Raw genomic sequence first — 18,498 nt, forward strand, 5'->3', positions numbered from 1 at the left:
CGATCACTAGATGGTACCGGGATAGGTCCCAGTGGAGTAAGCCCCCCTGCGTTGAGGTGTTTTCACATTGCGTCACGGCTCGAATTTGATCCATCGCCTGCACATGTCGAAGCCTGCGAGTTTGGTGTAGCCGAGTTGCATGCCTTTCTTGATCGCGGCATTGACCCCGCCTCGTTTGTAGGCCGCTTTCACAAGCGCATTTTTCGTTCGCAGATCGGGACGCCGTGTGCGGGCACATTTGACCGTGCTCTTCATGGGGACGCCACTGTCGGCACGCGTGACGTTCAGTTCTCCTGCTACAGGCGTTACGACTATACGTTGGCTTCTGAAACTTTGGCGCAGTAAGCCGCGAATGATGTTTGGGATGCAGCCGTTCGCGGCTCTGCAAAATATTCGTCGATCCGGTCCTGCGTCACGCGTGCAAACCCATTCCGCAGTTCGCAATTGAAAACAACGAGCTCGTCGATAGGTGGTACGAGCTTGCCCGGGTTAGGCGCGAGGTTCGCTTCTGCGAAAGCCACGAGAAACCCGGTGTATAGTTCTTGAAGCACCGCTTCATCATTCCCTGAGCAGATGAGATCATCCAGATAGATCGACACGAAAGCCCCGGCTTGTTCGGCGCGAGTTACGATCGCCATGACAGGCGAGCGCATGAGAACAAGGCTGGCGAGGGCAGGCGACTGTTTGAAGCCGATTGGTAAGCAATATCGGGGTCCTATAGCGTAAGGACTGCGAACAGACGACCATTTTGCAAAGTTACGCGCCCAAGGGAATCCTGCGGAATGAAGGGCGGCTGCGATACGGTTGCGAGAAATTGAATAGAAGAAATTTTGAATATCAATTTTGAAGAAAAGCAGATTTCGCAGGTGTCCGTGGAGAGCGACGACGTGACCACCCTTGCGGTAATGATAGAAACAGAGCGGGAAGTCTACCGCGCGGTCGCAAAAATCAATGATCTCTTGCCCGCGTCGATCTGCATCTTTGGACGGCGCGAAAATGTGCTTCCCTTTGCGCTGCCAGGTCCATTTGAAGTTTTGATACATGACGCGGTCCAGTCAACGGCCTTACTCACGAGGCCCCAGATCGCCGCTGCCAGCTTTACAGCTAACAGAGCGAGCCCGAGTATCTCGCGAGCAAGGCGCGTGAATTTGGATTTTCTCCTCATTGCACGTCTCCTGTCTCTGCTGGCAAACTACGACCCCGTGAACACGGAGCCGTCAACCGAGACAATATTCACCCGTCGTACCATTACGATACGTCAAGGCGCATAGGGTCTGAAGTCATGTAGCGTCACGTTACGCCACAGAGCGGAGGTCGTAGGATATCGCCAGCAAACGTTAAGGTGGGGTTGGGGGCGGAACCTGTCAAGATCGCGGCGTTGACGCGCGAAATGACGATAGCGCGCCGCCTCCGGCACAGGGGCAAGGCGTCCCCCTCAGTAGCATCAGGTGGCCAGTCGTTTGCGAGACTTCGCCCGCGAAGTTGCGGGTCCCCGGACTGCGATTCAATTTGATGGTATGATTCGCACACTCCGTGGGTCTTGGTGGGCTTGTCTTTCCACTCGGAGGGGATCTAAAATCAGGCCCTTGCGTCTGCCCCCAACGCCTTCGCACTTGATGGCTTTCGCGGGATGCTATTTTGAACATCCGCTCACCTACCCACATAGTTATCCCACAGAAACGACGCGTTCGGGCGTGGTCAGCCGGAGCTTCAGACCGACCATTCACTACTCGCTTTGACTGCTTTGGGTGAGTTGTGAGCTTCGCGCGCACTCAGCGCCATCTCGGCACCCACCGCTCGCGAAGTGACCGACACGACGTGATGCCCCATCTTCGGAAAGCGCGATTGCTGCCGCCAGCTTTCGAAGCAGTTAGGATTCTCCGTGAGTGCTGCTGTGAGATCGAGCGAGCGATTATGAGCGCAGTTGCTTTGAACGCGTTGACCCGGTTAATGGCGACAGTCAAACGGTCCGCGAAGCGGTCCGCGGCAAAGTCGACCGTCTCTGCAAGTAATTGATTTTATTGGTGGGCCTGCCTGGACTCGAACCAGGAACCAGACCGTTATGAGCGGCCGGCTCTAAGCATTGAGCTACAGGCCCGTTCCCAATCGTCATGCTGACGCGGCAGGGAAGGGAGGCGATCGTCTAGTGAAAACTAGCTCGCTTTGCGATCGGGCGGATCACCGGCTTCTAGCAACGGAGGCGCCAAACTGGGAATTTCAGGCATTGACTTGCCGGCTATCGCTTGGAGGTCGCCCACCATCCCGACGGTCGAATCTATCACAGATACAATCTGTGTTTCGCGTTTAGCCCATTGGCGACCCATAAACTTGCGCTCCTTGTCCAGGTCGTCTCTCATGTCATTGAATTTCTCGATGACCGCTTCGACACGTTGCCGGAATCTGGTGCCGGTCAGATAGTCATAGACCTGCTCCATCTTTGTCTGCTGTCCTTGTTGCACGAGCCGTGCGCCGCATACGTCGAGCAGCGCTTGACGCAGCGCCACCGCAACGGGGAGGGCGCACCGAGGATGAGCGACCCACACGCCATCCATCAGATCGAATTGTTCGATGTGTTTGGGTAGCGCGTGCGAGATGATGAGCGATACGTCGGCGCCCGACCGCCGTTGGTCATCCCTGAGCTTCGCCAGCCAACCGTCGCTCCACGATTTGGTACGTTTCGTCTCCCATAGGATTATGCCTGCCGGCTGCCCGACGGCGCCGTTGACCTGCTGGATGACGTCGGCGCCAAGCTCGCCTTTGCCGACCGGTTCTATGATATCCGTTGGGAAACGGCTGCGCAAAAGCTCTTCGAGTTCCAATTCGAGGACTTCGCCTTGGGCCTGTTGCGAACCTTGCTCCGCCTTGCGCTTCAGTTCCTCGATCGTACGTGCCATCGACTCGATCGTTTGATCCTTTTCGGCAACGCGAAGCCTGGCAGCGTCGTCGGCTTCCTGCCTGGCCTTGGTCTGAACCGTTGCAACGGACGCTTGAACGCGCTTTTCGATGGTCAAGTCCAACTCACGCTTCTCATCGTCCAGCGCGCGCTGCTTGCGAATAAGTTCAGCCTGAGCCTGCTGGGCTTCGGCCAGCTTGCGGTTATTCGCCTCCAGAAGCTGACGGAGCTCGGCAGCCTCATTAATTTTCGCTGATAGTTCCGTGGCAGAGGCTTCGCGCGCCTTCTTGGCTTCAGAAGCGACAATCCGCTCGCGTTCGGCCGTCAATCGTTTCGCGACCTCGTCTTCGACCGCCTCGCGGTCCTTGGTGAGCTGTTCGCGTTCCAGACGGAGCGCCTCAGTCTTGCGCGCGACTTCAGCATCTTTTCCCGCGAGCTGTTCCTGGAAGCGCCGGCGGGTTTGCTCGAGCAGCGGCGCGGCAAGCGATTCCGTCAGTCGAATTTCGTGATTGCAGTTCGGACAATGTAAGGTAGGCTCGTATGCGCCATTCGTGGCTGCCGCTTTGAAGCTCATCGCGTTGATCTCATTCGTCGCTGAGTCGCGATTGAACCGTATTGGTGTGTCGGCGCCAGAGCGGAATGTGGGTGTCCACATGGGATTTCCACCTGTGGACGAACGTGCGGATCCGTCGAAATATTCCATAATCTATGTTATGCGCATAAATATTTTTCGTGAAATCAATAGCTTGCGGCTCCTTCAATTTGAACGTGTCCTCTTCTGGAAGTTCGTGCGCGTAAGATGCGCAATGGAGTCGGATTAAGACCTCATCGGGCGGGTCGGCGAAATTGCGCGAGAGTGGGCCTGGGCGGCGGGGGTGCCAGTCTACTGATTGACGAGCAGATCGCACCGGACGCATGATTACCGGCGTTGACAAAGTACACCCTATTCGGATGTGCTTCATCCTACTGCCCAGAAGCAATCCATTCCCTGCCGTGGCGTCTTTTCAAAGCCGATCACTTGATTAAAGCATCGTGGGATCTTCCCTAAGTTCATTCGCTGTTTCCAAAATACCGGCCTGCCACGCTCGAGAATGAGAACATCGTCGGCAAAGTCCAAGACCATGTCGACATGCTGCTCGACGAGAATGCAGCCGATCCCGGACCGCGTCACCCGGCGACAATTCCTGGGTATGTGCTCGGAAATTTCGATGTGAGCACACATCGAATGCAGGTCGATGCTCAAGAAATTGACGTCCAGGAAGGGCTAGTCGAGCGGGCCGAAGAAGGCCGCTCCAATACCCTACTCAATTTGGCCATCGCTCACCGGTTCGAGGAGGACGGGATTGTTTGGCAAGAAAACGATGGACCGGAAGTAGATCGCCGTAGCCACATCGAGTTCGCGAACGGGCAATGGCTTTGGCGTGATGCCAGTGGACGAATTCACGACGTCGCTGCTGCGCTAAGCGGGCTCGACTGCCAGAGGCGGCGAAGATTCATGCCTGACGCCTTCGCCGCAGCGGCGCTCGTACTCCTCCTCGGTAATTTCTTCGACGTGTTCGAGCAGGGCCGCGAAGCCGACTACGTTGCTGAACGCCCAACCGTGGCCGATCCCCGCTGCGGCAATGCTGCTCATCACGGCATAGTCGAGAAACTGACCATATTCATGAGTTTTCGCGTTCGTGAGCGGCATCAGAGCTTTCACAGACATCTGGTGGCGGTTGCAATATTCCGTCAGCTCGTTGAGCTTGGCCTGCAGCTGCTGATAATCCGTGGTGTAGTCGGTTTTTTCCCAGATACCATCCTTCCAGCGGTTGGTCTTGCTGCGCTCGGTGTGCGCAGTCGAGCCGAATGTCTGGTACATCCACGAGGTAGTTACCCATTTCTTCATCGCAGTCTCACTCTGTTCTAGTCATCCCAACCGATATCGACGAACGCCAGCCCGGCATTCGGCGATCGCGCCGAAAATCCGGCAATGTCGCACGAGCGCGCATCCCTGACCGGCGCGTTGCCGGCCAGCGTCAGCTCGCCTTTGCGGCCGAGCCGTCCCTGCACCGCGTAGGGCGCCGGGTTGCAGCCGCTCTTGAAGGTGTAAGCGGTGCCGACGACCGTCCCGTGCCTATCGACGCCGCCCTGAAACAGGACAGCGCCGCGCAGCTCGGCCGGAAGCCCCTTCTTCAGCTCGTCGTACTCGATACGGATCGTGCCGTTCTTGTAGAAGGACGCCCGGACGACGGAGCCGTTGTGCGAGTAGTCGCGAACAGCGCTGGCCTCGAACGAGTCGCGCGGCCCCGCCTGCGGAATCGCGTGGGACACCCCGCAGGCGACGAAGGACAGCCGGTCGGCTGAGATCTCGTGAAGGTCCGGCTGGTCGCAGGCCATCGTCTCAAGCACCGGCTGACCGAGCTCGGTCTGGATGCGGACGGGACATTCACGGATGCCGCAGGCCACGCCCGCACTCAGCATGGTCACCAGGAGCCGCCGTCCATCCGCGTTGAAAAACCAGCGGCGGTAGACCTTGACGCCGCGGCGTCCGACCCAGTCGACCTCGTTGAGCTTGTCCTTCCAGAACGACGCGAACTCGGGGTCCTGCGGGTTCTGAACGGTGGTCTCCGAGTAGGTCAGTTTCTCAGTCAGGAGCGGACCGGCAAGGCCCGACGAAGCCGCCACGGTGCTTAAGGCAACGATGCCCAGGGCCGCGACAAGACGGCCGGCAATCGGATGAAGAGTCATGGAAGGAGCCCCGCAGTTCGAACGGGGCAGTCTATAAGCGACTGTTTTTGCGGACGGCTTGATATGAAGGATGACATTTTAGGGATTCGGCACGGGAGTGTGTCCAGCCGCCGACATTGTTGAGAGTCCCTTAACAGAGCGATCGTGCCGCTGCCGACCGTTTCTAGTCGCCGGGCACGCTTTCGAAATCTGAAGAAAGGCGCGAGGGCAGTAGGCATGCTCTTGCAGTAGCGGACGCCGCGCTTTCCCCCCACCTCGGTTGCCAGGATGCTCTCGTCAGTTTCGCGACCCTGTACCAGGGTCACGCGCGTCACTGCTTCGGAAAATAAAGATATAATCCATGCTGTATGAACATGAATTAATGAATGATTCCCAACGGCTTATTCCTACGAAGTTCCATGACAAAAGTGAGATCGAGCTGCGGAGCTGTGCACGCGGCTACTGCCAAACGATGTCGGCGGCATCGACTTCTGTTTGATGACGTCCCATCGGAAATAGAGACTGATCCTGCCCTGCTCGTCTGTGAATCGGCGTGGGGACCGTGCGCCGATCGGCATCACAACCCTATTGACCGGCTTTGATTCTGCGGGGGCAATGTTGGGCGCCGCATCACGGCTTGGTCGCCACCGTCACCCGGACCGCCCCTGACGGAGCGATCACCGGCTCGCCTTCAGCGCCTGGACAATCGACGAAATCATCGCCGTATCCGCTCCACGCCAGGCTCGGATCGTGATGCCGTCAACATAAATCTCGATGATCCCGCTATCTGCCCTGCGCACCGCTTTGCGCTCCCGGTGACACGTGGGTCGGTACCACTCCGACCACCACCGCCGGCACAACCTGTACTTGGTCAGCTTCGGAATGACCGCCTGCTGCTTCTCGCAACTGACGTCGGAGCCAAACGACTGCTGCGGCCACAATCTGGCGGCTCCTGTGAAGACTTCAAGCCGCCGCACCGGCTCCGTGGTGGCAGTATGCACCGTGTGCATTCTAAGCCTAACGGTCGAAACCGAACCGCAGTCTCGCACATCACACCGTCATCCGGCAGGTGGCCGCTGAACTGCCCTTACGTTTGAACTGTCGAGCAGCGCTGCGCCGATCCCGGCACGCTGAAGCAAACCGAATGCAGCGGCACCGAGATTGCCGCCCGATAAGGCTCCGCAGCGATGTCGCAAGGTTCTATGACGTCGACAGAATGAGCGAGTTGGAGTTCTGCCATGAAAGAGCTTTCTCGGCCGCAAATCGTTGCGGGCGTCCGATCAAGTAGCCTTGCATCTCGTCGCAGCCCTCCTTAATGAGCAATGACATCTGGTCCTTCGTTTCGATCCCTTCCGCCAGGACCGGCACACCCAGCCCATGGGCGAGCCCGATGATCGCGCGAATGATGGCCAATGATCGCTCGCTCTGTCCCAACGAGGCGACGAAGGACCGGTCGACCTTGATCCTGTCGAGAGGAAATGCCTCAACATAGGACAGCGAGGAATACCCGGTCCCGAAGTCGTCGAGCGCGATCAGGATGCCCAGGCTCTTGAGCGATTGCATCGTCCTCTTGGCGCGCGAGACGTCCTCGATCAGGACGCCTTCGGTGATCTCGACCTCCAGGCGCACAGGCGCGAGCCCGCTTTCACGCAGCGCCTTGCGGACCTGTGCATCGAGGTTTTCCCTGCGGAACTGCGCGGCCGAGACGTTGACGGCGATCCTGAAGGGCTGGTCCCACGATGCGGCCTCACGGCAGGCCTCCATCAGCACCCAGTCGTCGATCTGGGCGATCGAGCCACTCCGCTCCGCCACTGGGATGAAATCTCCGGGAGGGATGATTCCGCGATGCGGATGCCGCCAGCGAACGAGGGCCTCGTAGCCGGTAGTGTGCCCATCGCGGTGCTGCTGAGGCTGATAATCCAAATAGAGCTCCCCGCGCTCGACGGCGAACCGCAGATCATGCTCGAGCGCGCGGCGCTCGCGGAGCTGCTGGTCCATCGCGCTCGTGAACAGCCGAATCGCGCCCCTGCCCTCGTGCTTGGCGCGATAGAGCGCCGCATCCGCGTTCGCGAGCAGAGAAACGATATTATCCGCATCTCTGGGAAACAGCGCCGCGCCGATACAGAGGTCCAGCTTCAGACCATGACCATCGACTACGATCGGATCCTCGAATGCAGCGCGCATCTTGGTCGCGAGGAGTTCCGCGCTTGCCGACAATGGCTCTTGTTCCGTAATGCCGATGAACTCGTCGCCGCCCGCCCGCGCTACGTAGCAGCCTTGCGCGGCTTCCTGAAGGCGCCGTGACGCTTCGCGCAGCACGGCATCTCCGACCGCATGCCCGAATAGATCGTTGATCTCCTTGAAGTGATCGAGGTCGATACACAGCACGGCGAAGCCGGATCCGGTGACCTCGGCCCGCTCGACCGCAGCCGAGAGGTGCTGATTTAAGGCTGTGCGATTGGGCAGCTCGGTCAGAACATCATGGGAAGCGAGATAGCTGATCCTCTCCTGGGCGCGGTTGCGCTCGGTAATGTCGAATGCCACGCAAACATGGGCTAAACGTGCCTCGTACTGCAGCGGACGAGACTCGATCGCGACCTGTATGAGATCCCCGCCAGCGGTTCTGTGCAGTTCAAAGTCCACAAGGTCATCGGATGCTCCGCACTCGAGCTGCTGCTCGGACATCAGAAGAAGATCCTCGCGCCGATAGCCGTAGTGCCGGCACATCGCTGCGTTCACCGCGAGCAATTGCCGGGTTGCTGTATCGACCACCCACATGGGCAGTGGATTCTCCTCGAAAAGGAGCCGGAACGAGGCCTCCCGACGCTTCAGGTCGGTGATATCGATCCGGACCCCGATGCTGCCTCCATCAGCCGTGCGCCGTTCCTCCACCCGGATCCAGCGGTCGCCAGGCAGATGCTGCTCGTGGGAGTATCTCGGCAGCGCGTGGCGTGCCAAGCGTTCAATGAGCCATTCATCCTCTCGCCCAATCGCCTCCGGATATTGCTGCCGCGCCAGTCCAGCCCGGAGGATGCTTTCGAACGGTGCGCCTGCCGCAAGCGCTTCGTGGCTGGCAGCATAGAATTCCGCGTATTGGCTATTCCAAAGGACCAGTCGATCATCCTTGTCAAAGACGGCGAGGCCTTCAGGAACGACCTCGAGCGCCTCGGTGAGATGGGAGTGAGCGGCGCGGGCGGCAGCTTCGGCCTGTTCGGCCGCAGCCGTCGCTTCGGCAAGAGCCATCTCGGTTCGATGCCGCTCCGTGATGTCCTCGTGCGTGGCAACCCAGCCTCTGCCCTCCATGGGGCGGTGCCGGATGCGCACAATTCGTCCATTCGTCAGCTCGACGGTCGTATCTGAGTTTTGGGCGATCACCGGGTCACTATTGCGCCAGACCAGATACTCCTCCTTCGAGATCTTCGGTGCGCTGCCGGCCGAGTACCTGAGATCGACGATGTCATTCAGCTTCATCCCCGGCCGCACGACTTCTGGATCCAGATCGTAAATCTCCAGATACTTCCGATTGCAGACGATCAGACGCTGATCATCGTCGAAGAAGCAGAAGCCCTGGGACATGTTGTTAAGGGCCCGATCGAACCGTTCAGCCACGGCGGTCGCGGTCTGCTCCGCGGCTCTTGCGCGCTCCCCCTCCTGGATCAGGCTGCTATGAGCTTGGATCAGTTGGACAAACGAGCGAAAGTTAGTGTTGATCATCCGGCCGAGCAGCACGAGCAACAACAGCAAATTGATCCCGAGCGAGATCATGATCCCGTCACCCGAAACGAGCAGCACGGTCGCGATCGGGGTGCCGGCAATCAGCATGGTCAGCAGGGACGCCGCTGGAAAGCTGCCGAGGCAGTAGGCCGTGCCGATGCACCCCATGAAGACCAGCAACGCGATGGGCGCGCGCAGACCGGGATCTACCGTCGCGAACAGGGCCAGAATCCAGACAACAAAGCCCGCATTGAGTAGCACCGCGACAACGCGAGTCCGCCTGAGCTCACTGTGCGCCTCCTCCGGCGCGACATCGACCGTTTTCAAACGGAGCCACTGAACCAACCGGAGCAGGCACAGTGCGAGGAGAGCGGTTGGCAGGCCGAATCTGAGCCAGGCCGATACAGTTAGCGGGAGGATCAGGGCTACACTGATACTATCGACCAGCAGCACAGCGTAGAGAACTGGAACCTGCTTTCGTAGAATCCGGAATTGCTCGACGACCAGCGAACGACCGAGCGGATCCGTTGTATCGCCCACGGCGAACGCGGCACGTAGTCGCGCGAATAAATCCATCGAGATTGTCCTACCCCCTTTAGAACTTAGGCGGGAGAGACGAAAGACGGGTAAAGCCGTTTGGTATCCCGGGGCTTAATGGCTTGCTGCAACTGCAAGCTCTTCAGCAGCGGCGAGGCTCAACTTAGCGCAGTTTCCGGTCGTCTCAAAAATCCAAGGTGGTCCTGAGACTGGATGCCGAGCCGTTCCTCAGGGCCTTACAGCGAGCGGGCCCCGGAAACGTGGCACCGCCGCCGGGCTGGACGGTGTATTGGAAAATGGGCTGAACGGTCCAGGCGTCCTTAATTTCAATTTAATAGAGCGCGGCCAGAAGTCGTTCGAAGCTTCGTACCCGGCCAATTTGGATCAACCCGGGCTCCCGATGGCCCAAATCGAGCGCCTGCGCCCGCTTTGACACGTGAGCGTACCGGCTGCGATGCAACTTGTCGTCAGGACGGTTAACGTGCAAACCTGACGAGCTCGAGGCCCGGCGTAGAGATCGATAGCATTGCGGTCGGCGCCGCCGCCGGCAACCCTGGCGATCCCGCGATTGTCGGGACGAGATCGATCTGCTGCTTGAAGACCGCCCGGCTGCCGAGATCGCGCGACATTAGCAGGGGCTCGCGCCGTTGGCAGGACGGCAAATGATACGCCGTTCGAGCCCCGCCGCTGATCGGTCGCCCTTGTCGTTGTTCCACTCGTACCGGACCGCCCGAGAAGAAGGGGCTGATCGTTGACGTGAAAATCAACGCCGTAGCGTTCCGCTCCTGCGGATCGCCCGGACCGACTCCGCCTTGGGTCGCCTCGAGATCGATATGCACCGACGAAGCGGCAATTCAACTCACGCACGCATCCTTCGGAACGCCGCGACGAACCATGTGCGCACCCGAGGATTGCCATCCAAAGCTTGGCAAACCACGGGATGGTGAGCAGTTTTGGCTTGACGATGACGAAGAGCCGTTCGACCACGAACAGACTGAGAAGATAGCACGTTGCGATCATCGCCGTCCCGGCGATCCAGTGACCTTCCCCGGCAACGGCGACCGCGACCAATTTCAACGGCTCTACGGTCGCCGTCGGCACCGCCACACAGAAATAGCGATTGGTAGGGTCCAAGATTTTCGATCCGTCGTTTAAGGCTCATGAGCAGCTCCTGGTCCCTCAACTGCGCAGCGAGCGGCGACGTTCCATGCTCGGAACATACACCGGTCTTTCCCCTTCGGCGGACCGAATGCCGATCGAGGAGTTCGGGCATGGAGAAAGATGTCGCGTGGCCTGCTGGCGGCCACGATAGCAGCGGGCGCATGCGCGGCGACTACGCCGCTGACGGTGGCGCCGACGGAAAGGGCCTCGGAGATGCCGATGAGGAGTTCATGATACCTGCACGGTGCCGAATAGGCCGATGAAAGGTCACTGGCTTCGCCCTGGACGGCAGCCGCTGGGACGGCATCTATGTCGGCCGGCAGAAGGGCGACGAGTTCATCTATGCCGGCGCGGTCGACCACGGCTTCGAATGCGGTCGCTGGCATTGACGAAGCCGCCGATCACGTCGTCGAGGCGGCAAGGACTGAGATGAAACAGCGCGCGGATGATCTTGGCCCGCGCGAAGGCACTCGGTCCCTTACCAACGCGAAGCGGAAGTCTGCCACCCTCAGCGTGAACGGCGGCTTGTGACCCGGAAGGGACAATGCGAGCGAATAACATTAGAACAACTGAATGCTATGGCAGAGGGGCTGTTGGGAACGCTAGTTCGCCAAGTGAACTGCGGGGTGCAAGGTCCCGAGCACCCCGACGACCGCAAAGATCGCAAGTCCGAAGGCAATCTCGATTCCACTGTTGCGCGTCAGTCGACGAACGGCCTTGAGCTGCGCTTCATTACCCAGCGGCAAGGCGAGATCAGGCGTCAGCCAATACCGATTGATGGCGGCAAAGGCGAGCATGATCATGAAGAGAAATATCTTCACAATGAGTAGCCATCCATATTCCGTTGTGAGCAGCCCCTTGATTGAACCGACCAGAATCCAGGCATTGACAATGCCGGTCGCCAATATTGTGCCGACGCTGAGCATGCCGAGGCTGGAAAACCGCCGTGCTGCCTGCGATACAAAGGCCGACGCATGATCCTGGTTGCGCCGAACCTCCGCCAGCAACAGGGTGAACGGCACAAGTCCACCGAGCCAGGCCGCCGCGGCGATGAGATGTAACGCGTCTGCCATCACGTGGATGCTGCCGATATCGCCCGCGCTTGACCCGGCATGTCCGGTCCATGCGATGCCCGCAATGAGGCCGAGGCTAGAGGCGAGCGCGAGCGGTTGGGCCAGCGGAAGTCGGTCATAGCTCAAGCAAGCGGCCAGCACGATCGCCAGTGCAACGCGAATTTCCGAAACCATCCCGAACTGCGTCTCCGCCAAGACGGTGGACAGGATGTCCGTGGTCGCGGCCTCGCCGAGCGGCAGACCGCTCATGGCGGCGGCCTCCAACAGAACCCAGGCCGCGCCGGACGCCACGGTCACCGCCACCCCGATCCATGCGGCACGAACGATCATCTGCTCCATGACTAGGATGCGGGCAGCTCCCGTTAAATGCGGCGCGGGCTGCGCCATCACCGCCCTGAAAATCAAGACGCCGACGGTAATCGCGGTGGCAGCGAAGTGAATCGCGCGGACGACGATCAATGAGACGTTCACGGCGTCCCCCAGCATCAGATCATCAGGCCTTTACTGCCCGACCTGAAAGGTGAAGCTGCCGTCCGTCGTGTGCGTGTCCACGGAAAGAACACGCCAGTTTACGCGGTATGTTCCCGCGCCCCCTGAACGCAGTGCGACCGACATCTGGTTGCCGCTGACACGTGGTTTGCCGGTATCGACACGCTGGCCGGCGGCGTTGGTCACGGTCACGGAACTGAAGGCAGGCTCCAGCTTTTGGGTAAACCACAGGGTGACCTCGCGCGGCGCGGTCGCGACCTTGTTGCCGACGCGCGGTTCGGCATGGTCGAGAGAAGCGTGCGCAAGTGCGTTGCCCGTCACGAGCAGCAGCGACAGCGGAACCAGTACGGCAAAAGCTGTGCGGCGCATGATCAATTCCTCGCAAACGGGCTGGCGGGCTGAACGGCATTGCTGAAGATGGGCTTTCCAATTCCGCGCGGATCGATATCGTCGAGGTACAGGTGCAACTGCGCGATCACCCCGACATTCGTTCCGCTCTGCCGATTGATCGGAATCAGGGCTTCGACACCGACCTGAAACGAGTTTCCGACCCACAGAATCCCCGGATTGATCGTCCCGGTCGTCAGGGTCCCGGACGTCAAGGTATTCGAGACCGGGGTTTGCATCGTTGCTTCGACGATCGGGATCAGATGATTAACAAAATCCGGCAGGCCAAGATCGACGACCGCCGACTTAAGATAGGGCATGCTGTATTGGATGGTCGCTCCCCAATTAATCACCCTCGGATGAAATTCGGTTTCGGCGGTCAGGTCGCCGCTATCAGGGTCGACGCTCAACGTCGTCGTCGAACGTCTCGCCGGGATCGCATAGCCGATCTGTCCCGTGACAGCGATGGGTCGAATCCATGACACGGTGTCGGGAAGATCACCCAACCCTTTTCCAAAGTACACTGTGGGTGTGTAGGTGTTGAAAGGGTCGGCTCCGACACTTTGCGAGCCCGTTCCGGCCCATTCGACGCTGAGACCGACCGACATCACAAACTCATGCTCCGGATCCCGGAAGACACGGTACTTGAACGTCGTCTCCAGGTTCTGAAATCCGCTCGCGCCGATCCCGGTCGGCCCGCCGGGAGCCGCGAAACTGCTAAAAGTTGATCCAAACGAAATCGCAAATGCTTCAGTGATGCGCTTGGAAAACTCGGCCGAAAAATCGCGCTGCCTGAACGACGGATCATCGCCGGTCTTGAAATTGGCGAGCGTCGGCAGCGAAAGTTCGTCGTTGACGCCGGGATCATCGATCCCGAGGGTTGCAGGAAAGAAGCGGTTGCCGACGATTTCGTGGGCAGTAGCTTGACTGGAAGAAACGAGCGCGATTGCGAGCCCAGGCAGGGCCGCGCGCAAATGACGAATAGGCATGAGAGGTCACTCTGCTGTCGTTGACGAATGGATGAGGCGGCCACCCGAGCGGGCCCCTCAGGCTCGACCCGGCAGCGGAGGCCCTCGCGCGTGCTCGCTGAAAGGGCGGGCGGAGTCGGGGATCGGATTTTCGATGGCTGCCCATCGGAGCAGCATGCTGGTATGCGGCTTGACCCAGGCCGTCCCGACATTCGACGTCTCGGCGAAGGTCAGAGCGCCATGGACACAAAGCTTGCAATGGGTGTCGGGATCATGGTTGCCGGCGGGAATGTCTGTGGAGGCCGGAGAGCCGGCGGCCTTGCCCGCAAGGCAGAGCGCAAACAGCGGAGCCCCGTCCGGACCGCTCACTTGCATGGGAGCCGCCAGCAGCGGCACGAGCACCGTTTGGAATGCCAAGGCATAGGCCGCAATCCAGACGATCATCAATCTGGATTGGAAACCCCGCCGCGGTTCTCTCGCAAATAGGCCCACGGTTGACTTCGATCGGCGCTGAAGGCGTTGGAGGTGTGGAGTGCATTGACCCGTCACAAGGCTACCATGCAGCCACGGGAACAAAAGGACAAAAATGTCACTCCAAGCAAGGAATAATCTCGACGCGCCCGTCCGGAAATAGCTCTTCGTACCGGTCGCTTAACGGCTCTGGTCCCGAATGCGCCGCGGACAGGTCCGCTCGTGATGCTGTGGACGGCTCCTCCACGGGCACGAGAGTGCAAAGGAGTGGGCGCCGTTTAAGGCTCCCACGATTCGGAGGAGCAGCCTATGCAGTCAATTTCAACGATTGGTCTAAATATCGCGAAGTCGGTCTTTCAAGTGCATGGCGTCGATGCAGCCGGCCAGGTGGTCATACGCCGTCAGCTCAAGCGCCGTTTCGTGCTATCCTTCCTTGAGAAGTTGCCGCCGTGCCTAGTTGGGATCGAGGCTTGCGCTTCATCGCACCATTGGTCCCGCGAGCTGCAGGCGTTGGGGCATACGGTGCGATTGATGCCTCCGGCCTTGTGAAGCCCTACGTTAAGCGGCAGAAGAACGACAGCACCGATGCGGAGGCTATTTGCGAGGCGGTCACGAGGCCCAACATGCGGTTCGTGCCGACCAAGACGATCGAACAACAGAGCTGTCTGAAAATGGTGTTTGAGCCATTTTTCTCGACGAAGCCCGAAGGCATGGGAATGGGATTGTCAATTGTCCGCACTATAGTGGAAGCCCATGGAGGTCAGATTTGGGCAAAGGCCAAGGCTGGGAATGGCGCCGATTTTCACGTCCGTCTACCTTTGTCAGGAACCTAGCTATTCTACGCAGAGACGTCCGCTTCTGGGCCGTTGGCCGACTACCTAGGGCGAACTGGCCGCGTCCGCTCTTGAAGACCGGACGGACACGGCCAACCCTTCGCAGGCTGATCGGGTTTATAACCAGAGGTAGGTCAAGCGCCAATATTCGCGTGGGCTGCCGCAGCCTCCGCCACTCTGTCGAAAGCTAACTATCCGGCAGCGCCGCGTCTCGGCGAGGACACTGAAAGAGCGGTCCGGCGTTCGCCTCGCGCGCCACTCCTGGGTCAGCCGCCGCGTCCTTTTCGACGCGGGTCGCTTCGCCAAGCTCCGAATAATTGACGCAGATGGCGAACGGAGGCGGCGCCGAGGTTCTGGAATCTCAGCAGATCGGCATCGGTCATGTGCCGGACCTCGCCGACAGTCTTGACGCCTTCAATCTCGAGCGCATTGCGAAGACGGGACGGCAAGTCAATTTAATCAAGAGGGGTTTCGTCTGAAAAGTGAATGGGCACAACCGGGTTTGGTGCGAAGAAGACGGCTAGTATGTGAATAGGCGTCAAAACCTGAGGACCGCCTTACCGCTGCGCCTCGCTCGCCATCCAGCATAGCCGCCTTCGGGCGCGCAGGTAATCTTTAGCGGATGGTTGGGTCCACCTTCCGGGCGGCCTTCAAGGCGGCCTTGAACTCGAATAGTTCGCCGCTCGGCCTCCATGTTCTCGATGGCGGCTTCGAAGGCCGCCACCGCGGCGCGAGCGCCCCCTCCGCAGACCCCCGGCCACCGCCTCCTCGAGCTTGCGCGCGATGGCTGCGGGCTTGCCTGGACGGAGTGCTTCCAATCGTACAGGTGATAGCTGAGGCGGATGTGGGCAGCAATAGACGATGCGGCCGGCCGGTCCTCGACGGTCGCATCGTCCGCCGCGCCGATGGTCCCGGCCTCCATCGATCCTGATCGCCGCGACGCCGGCGGCGCGGAGGTAATTGTCAGCGAGGTCGTCGTGGTGGCGAGCCTTGCCAATGTCGCCCAACACGATCCGTGGTTTGCGTCGATCCCGTCAACCCTGCCTCCGTTTTTGCTGCCTGACACGGCCTTCATGCATGGGCGCTGCCAGAATACCGACGGCTGCGCCCATGATGGTGATCCAGACAACAAGTCCCGTGTACAAGGAGCACGCTGGTCATCGTCACTCCTCCTGGTCTACGCCAACCGGCGCTCTCGTGGCGTCCGTCCCCTTCTCCCGCCATGCCCCTTGCGATCATAGACGCGACGTTGCGGCGTGTTGGCAAGCCGCGGGAGACCCCTCGAGGGCGCGTCATCGGTCGACTGACCAAGCGTCGGCTCGTGCTCGGCTGGTGGACGCTCCAGCGCGGCGAGAAAGACCCTGCCGCGTCGGTTATGCGCCACTCGCCAGGCTCGCGCACAATCAGCTTCTTGCCGAAGATGTCCACGCTTCCGCCGGCACGGGTCTCCATGCGCTTCATCCGCGCCGTCCATTCCCGGCCCGCTGGTCATGAGCACGGCAAGATAGCGCTTCAGCTCTTCGAGCGTCGCCCGTCCGCTGGGATGGCCGTCCAGGACCATGAGGATGGTGAGCTGAAAACTCAACGCCACACTCCGCAACGAAACCATTAAAATATGATCATGAGCCTACATCGGACCGTGCGGCTGTCCAGAACGAATTGGGAAGGGAACCGCATTTCTGGGCTTTCCTGCCGCGCGCAGTCCTTCCACCAGCGTTAACGGCTAAGACGGCTATTGGGGTACGGCTGAGACCCGCTTCAAAACCGTTGCGCAGTGGACCGCCACTGTCTCAATTGGGTCAAAGCGTGCGGTCCGCACCGGAGGGATGACTCTGTTCTGCCCCGGAGTTCACCTGCCGCGGCACGGCGCAACCGACGCGATCGGCCACAAACAGAAGTCGCTCGGCCACTGGAGCATCTTAGCGGCGCATCCGCCCGGCGACGCCGTCTGGGCGAGGATCCACAGTGCTTGGAAATTTCGGTGTGAGCACACATCGAATTCAGGCCGATGCCCAAGGAATTGATGTTCCGGCGCGCTGCGGCTTGATGCTTGATGCTCGGCTTGGGAGGATTTTCGGTGCCGGAATTGAGGGCCGCGGTGATCCGACTAAGAACGCTCCTGGAGGCTTCCGTCGGTGCTGTAAAAGACTAAAAAATGTCGAAGCCGCCGGGTCTGGAAGCGGCGAGTTAAGACGGCTCCGGTAGGATGACTTATACCGCATCAATGGTGGTCACCAGAGCGGCGCTTCTGCAGAGAACTCGGCGTCGCGATGGTAAATGTGCGCCTCCGCCTTCAGTCGGATTGAAGGCAGAGTACGGTTTTGCGTCGAAGCTCCGGCATCGGCTTGTTTCAATCTATTCAGATGACTGCGCACCGACCAACCGTTTCGTCGCCCTTCACTTGCGACCGTTTTTGGTCGTTGCGAGGGCCACTGAGAGATTCGATAGCCCTTAACTGATTGCCTGCTAAGAGCTGCACTCTGCTTTGCAGTTGGAGCGCAACGCCGCCAAGGAGCAGGTCAACCGAAGTGTTTCGATCGGAGATCGTTGCGGTATCGACGATCGGCGTCGCCGCGATGGTCGTTTTTTGGGATCTCTGGCTATGAGGCCTGCTCCGCCTTGACGGCGGCAACGGCCAGCATCGCGTCGTCGATCATGTTGCCCTGTGCCTTCAGGGCATTGCCGGCGCCGACGATATCCCGGACCTCTTTGTTCTGGCTGAGCTTCGACTTGCCGACCAGGCGTGTGATCTCGATCTCGATGCCGACGATCATCTTCAGCATCGTGTCGATGTAGTCCTTGGGGCTGTCGGTCATCTTCCAAGGATCGGCCTGTTTCGCCTCATGAATGCGCGTCAGGCGCGCGACCATGCCGCGGACGTAACGCTCATCATCGCGGATTGTGACACGTCCGTACACATGCGCAACCATGTAGTTCCACGACGGGACCTGCTTCTTGAACTCGACCTTGCTCGGATACCAGTTCGGCGCGATGTAGGCATCCGCGGCGCGGAAGACGATCAGAACCTCATCACCGGTGGCGAGATCCTGCCAAACAGGGTTCGCACGAGCTACATGCGAATGAAGCACGCCCTGCTGACCTTCGTGCGCATGCAGTTCGAACGGAATATGATTCGCGTCGAGTCCACTCTTCCCGTTCGTAAAGAGGATGCCGAGCGGATTATTTTCAATGAGATCGTGAAGCACCTCGGCGCGAGCCTCAACGAAGTGCGGAGGGACGTACATGACAACTCCTTGGCTATT

At 59.8% G+C, this 18,498-nt stretch carries 14 protein-coding genes, 1 tRNA gene and 2 pseudogenes; 3 read left to right on the forward strand and 14 right to left on the reverse strand.

Annotated elements, in window-relative coordinates; genetic code table 11:
- Positions 1-72 precede the first annotated feature (72 nt).
- The 9 genes from IVA74_RS09350 to IVA74_RS09390 form a co-directional block, all read right to left on the reverse strand.
- Positions 73-255, reverse strand: a complete 183-nt coding sequence (locus IVA74_RS09350; RefSeq protein ID WP_247342017.1) for a hypothetical protein — start codon at positions 253-255, stop codon at positions 73-75.
- A 56-nt stretch (positions 256-311) separates the two neighbouring features.
- Positions 312-1,043 carry a reverse transcriptase domain-containing protein gene (locus tag IVA74_RS09355; RefSeq protein WP_247342019.1) on the reverse strand — a complete coding sequence of 244 codons (732 nt, stop codon included), beginning with the start codon at positions 1,041-1,043 and terminating at the stop codon, positions 312-314.
- 979 nt (positions 1,044-2,022) lie between these two features.
- Positions 2,023-2,098: transfer RNA gene (locus tag IVA74_RS09360), tRNA-Ile, on the reverse strand.
- Positions 2,099-2,153: 55 nt separating this feature from the next.
- Complete coding sequence (locus IVA74_RS09365) at positions 2,154-3,467, reverse strand: DUF2130 domain-containing protein (protein ID WP_247342187.1); 1,314 nt, start codon at positions 3,465-3,467, stop codon at positions 2,154-2,156.
- A 384-nt stretch (positions 3,468-3,851) separates the two neighbouring features.
- Complete coding sequence (locus IVA74_RS09370; protein WP_247342021.1) at positions 3,852-4,136, reverse strand: hypothetical protein; 285 nt, start codon at positions 4,134-4,136, stop codon at positions 3,852-3,854.
- Positions 4,137-4,352: 216 nt separating this feature from the next.
- Positions 4,353-4,781 carry a hypothetical protein gene (locus tag IVA74_RS09375; protein ID WP_247342023.1) on the reverse strand — a complete coding sequence of 143 codons (429 nt, stop codon included), beginning with the start codon at positions 4,779-4,781 and terminating at the stop codon, positions 4,353-4,355.
- 17 nt (positions 4,782-4,798) lie between these two features.
- Positions 4,799-5,623, reverse strand: a complete 825-nt coding sequence (locus IVA74_RS09380; RefSeq protein WP_247342025.1) for a hypothetical protein — start codon at positions 5,621-5,623, stop codon at positions 4,799-4,801.
- Positions 5,624-6,279: 656 nt separating this feature from the next.
- Positions 6,280-6,543 carry a hypothetical protein gene (locus IVA74_RS09385; protein ID WP_247342027.1) on the reverse strand — a complete coding sequence of 88 codons (264 nt, stop codon included), beginning with the start codon at positions 6,541-6,543 and terminating at the stop codon, positions 6,280-6,282.
- A gap of 259 nt (positions 6,544-6,802) precedes the next feature.
- The gene (locus IVA74_RS09390; RefSeq protein WP_247342030.1) at positions 6,803-9,892 is read right to left on the reverse strand and encodes an EAL domain-containing protein; all 3,090 of its coding nucleotides are present in this window, start codon (positions 9,890-9,892) and stop codon (positions 6,803-6,805) included.
- A 1,388-nt stretch (positions 9,893-11,280) separates the two neighbouring features.
- On the opposite strand from IVA74_RS09390, the pseudogene IVA74_RS09395 reads away from it, so the two are divergent.
- Positions 11,281-11,385 (forward strand): annotated as a pseudogene (locus IVA74_RS09395) (DNA ligase); the annotation flags it as partial.
- A gap of 231 nt (positions 11,386-11,616) precedes the next feature.
- On the opposite strand, the gene copD reads toward IVA74_RS09395, so the two are convergent.
- Genes copD through IVA74_RS09415 form a run of 4 tightly spaced genes read right to left on the reverse strand, consistent with a single transcriptional unit; the run spans position 11,617 to position 14,375 of the window.
- Positions 11,617-12,573 (reverse strand): copper homeostasis membrane protein CopD, encoded by a 957-nt coding sequence (gene copD, locus IVA74_RS09400; RefSeq protein ID WP_247342033.1) that lies wholly within the window; start codon positions 12,571-12,573, stop codon positions 11,617-11,619.
- Positions 12,574-12,588: 15 nt separating this feature from the next.
- Entirely contained in the window at positions 12,589-12,945 is a 357-nt protein-coding gene (locus IVA74_RS09405) for a copper resistance CopC family protein (protein WP_247342036.1), read from the reverse strand.
- A gap of 2 nt (positions 12,946-12,947) precedes the next feature.
- On the reverse strand, positions 12,948-13,952 hold the full coding sequence (locus IVA74_RS09410) for a hypothetical protein (protein ID WP_247342039.1): 1,005 nt from the start codon (positions 13,950-13,952) through the stop codon (positions 12,948-12,950).
- A gap of 57 nt (positions 13,953-14,009) precedes the next feature.
- Positions 14,010-14,375 (reverse strand): hypothetical protein, encoded by a 366-nt coding sequence (locus tag IVA74_RS09415; protein ID WP_247342042.1) that lies wholly within the window; start codon positions 14,373-14,375, stop codon positions 14,010-14,012.
- 336 nt (positions 14,376-14,711) lie between these two features.
- Here IVA74_RS09415 and IVA74_RS09420 point away from each other — a divergent pair.
- Positions 14,712-15,076, forward strand: a pseudogene (locus IVA74_RS09420) (transposase); the annotation flags it as partial.
- A gap of 42 nt (positions 15,077-15,118) precedes the next feature.
- The gene (locus tag IVA74_RS09425; protein WP_346730932.1) at positions 15,119-15,235 is read left to right on the forward strand and encodes an ATP-binding protein; all 117 of its coding nucleotides are present in this window, start codon (positions 15,119-15,121) and stop codon (positions 15,233-15,235) included.
- 2,600 nt (positions 15,236-17,835) lie between these two features.
- Here the strand turns inward: IVA74_RS09425 and IVA74_RS09430 are convergent.
- Positions 17,836-18,480, reverse strand: a complete 645-nt coding sequence (locus IVA74_RS09430) for an FMN-binding negative transcriptional regulator (protein WP_247342045.1) — start codon at positions 18,478-18,480, stop codon at positions 17,836-17,838.
- Between the last annotated feature and the right edge of the window lie 18 nt (positions 18,481-18,498).

Source organism: Bradyrhizobium sp. 132, from assembly GCF_023074185.1.
GTDB lineage: Bacteria > Pseudomonadota > Alphaproteobacteria > Rhizobiales > Xanthobacteraceae > Bradyrhizobium.

Excerpts from the sequence above, each read along its gene's own strand:
- IVA74_RS09430 (WP_247342045.1), bottom strand. The coding sequence starts at position 18,480 with ATGTACGTCCCTCCGCACTTCGTTGAGGCTCGCGCCGAGGTGCTTCAC.
- IVA74_RS09375 (WP_247342023.1), bottom strand. The coding sequence starts at position 4,781 with ATGAAGAAATGGGTAACTACCTCGTGGATGTACCAGACATTCGGCTCG.
- IVA74_RS09410 (WP_247342039.1), bottom strand. The coding sequence starts at position 13,952 with ATGCCTATTCGTCATTTGCGCGCGGCCCTGCCTGGGCTCGCAATCGCG.
- IVA74_RS09365 (WP_247342187.1), bottom strand. The coding sequence starts at position 3,467 with ATGAGCTTCAAAGCGGCAGCCACGAATGGCGCATACGAGCCTACCTTA.
- IVA74_RS09350 (WP_247342017.1), bottom strand. The coding sequence starts at position 255 with ATGAAGAGCACGGTCAAATGTGCCCGCACACGGCGTCCCGATCTGCGA.
- IVA74_RS09405 (WP_247342036.1), bottom strand. The coding sequence starts at position 12,945 with ATGCGCCGCACAGCTTTTGCCGTACTGGTTCCGCTGTCGCTGCTGCTC.
- IVA74_RS09355 (WP_247342019.1), bottom strand. The coding sequence starts at position 1,043 with ATGTATCAAAACTTCAAATGGACCTGGCAGCGCAAAGGGAAGCACATT.
- IVA74_RS09415 (WP_247342042.1), bottom strand. The coding sequence starts at position 14,375 with ATGATCGTCTGGATTGCGGCCTATGCCTTGGCATTCCAAACGGTGCTC.
- copD (WP_247342033.1), bottom strand. The coding sequence starts at position 12,573 with ATGCTGGGGGACGCCGTGAACGTCTCATTGATCGTCGTCCGCGCGATT.
- IVA74_RS09390 (WP_247342030.1), bottom strand. The coding sequence starts at position 9,892 with ATGGATTTATTCGCGCGACTACGTGCCGCGTTCGCCGTGGGCGATACA.
- IVA74_RS09425 (WP_346730932.1), top strand. The coding sequence starts at position 15,119 with ATGGGATTGTCAATTGTCCGCACTATAGTGGAAGCCCATGGAGGTCAG.
- IVA74_RS09380 (WP_247342025.1), bottom strand. The coding sequence starts at position 5,623 with ATGACTCTTCATCCGATTGCCGGCCGTCTTGTCGCGGCCCTGGGCATC.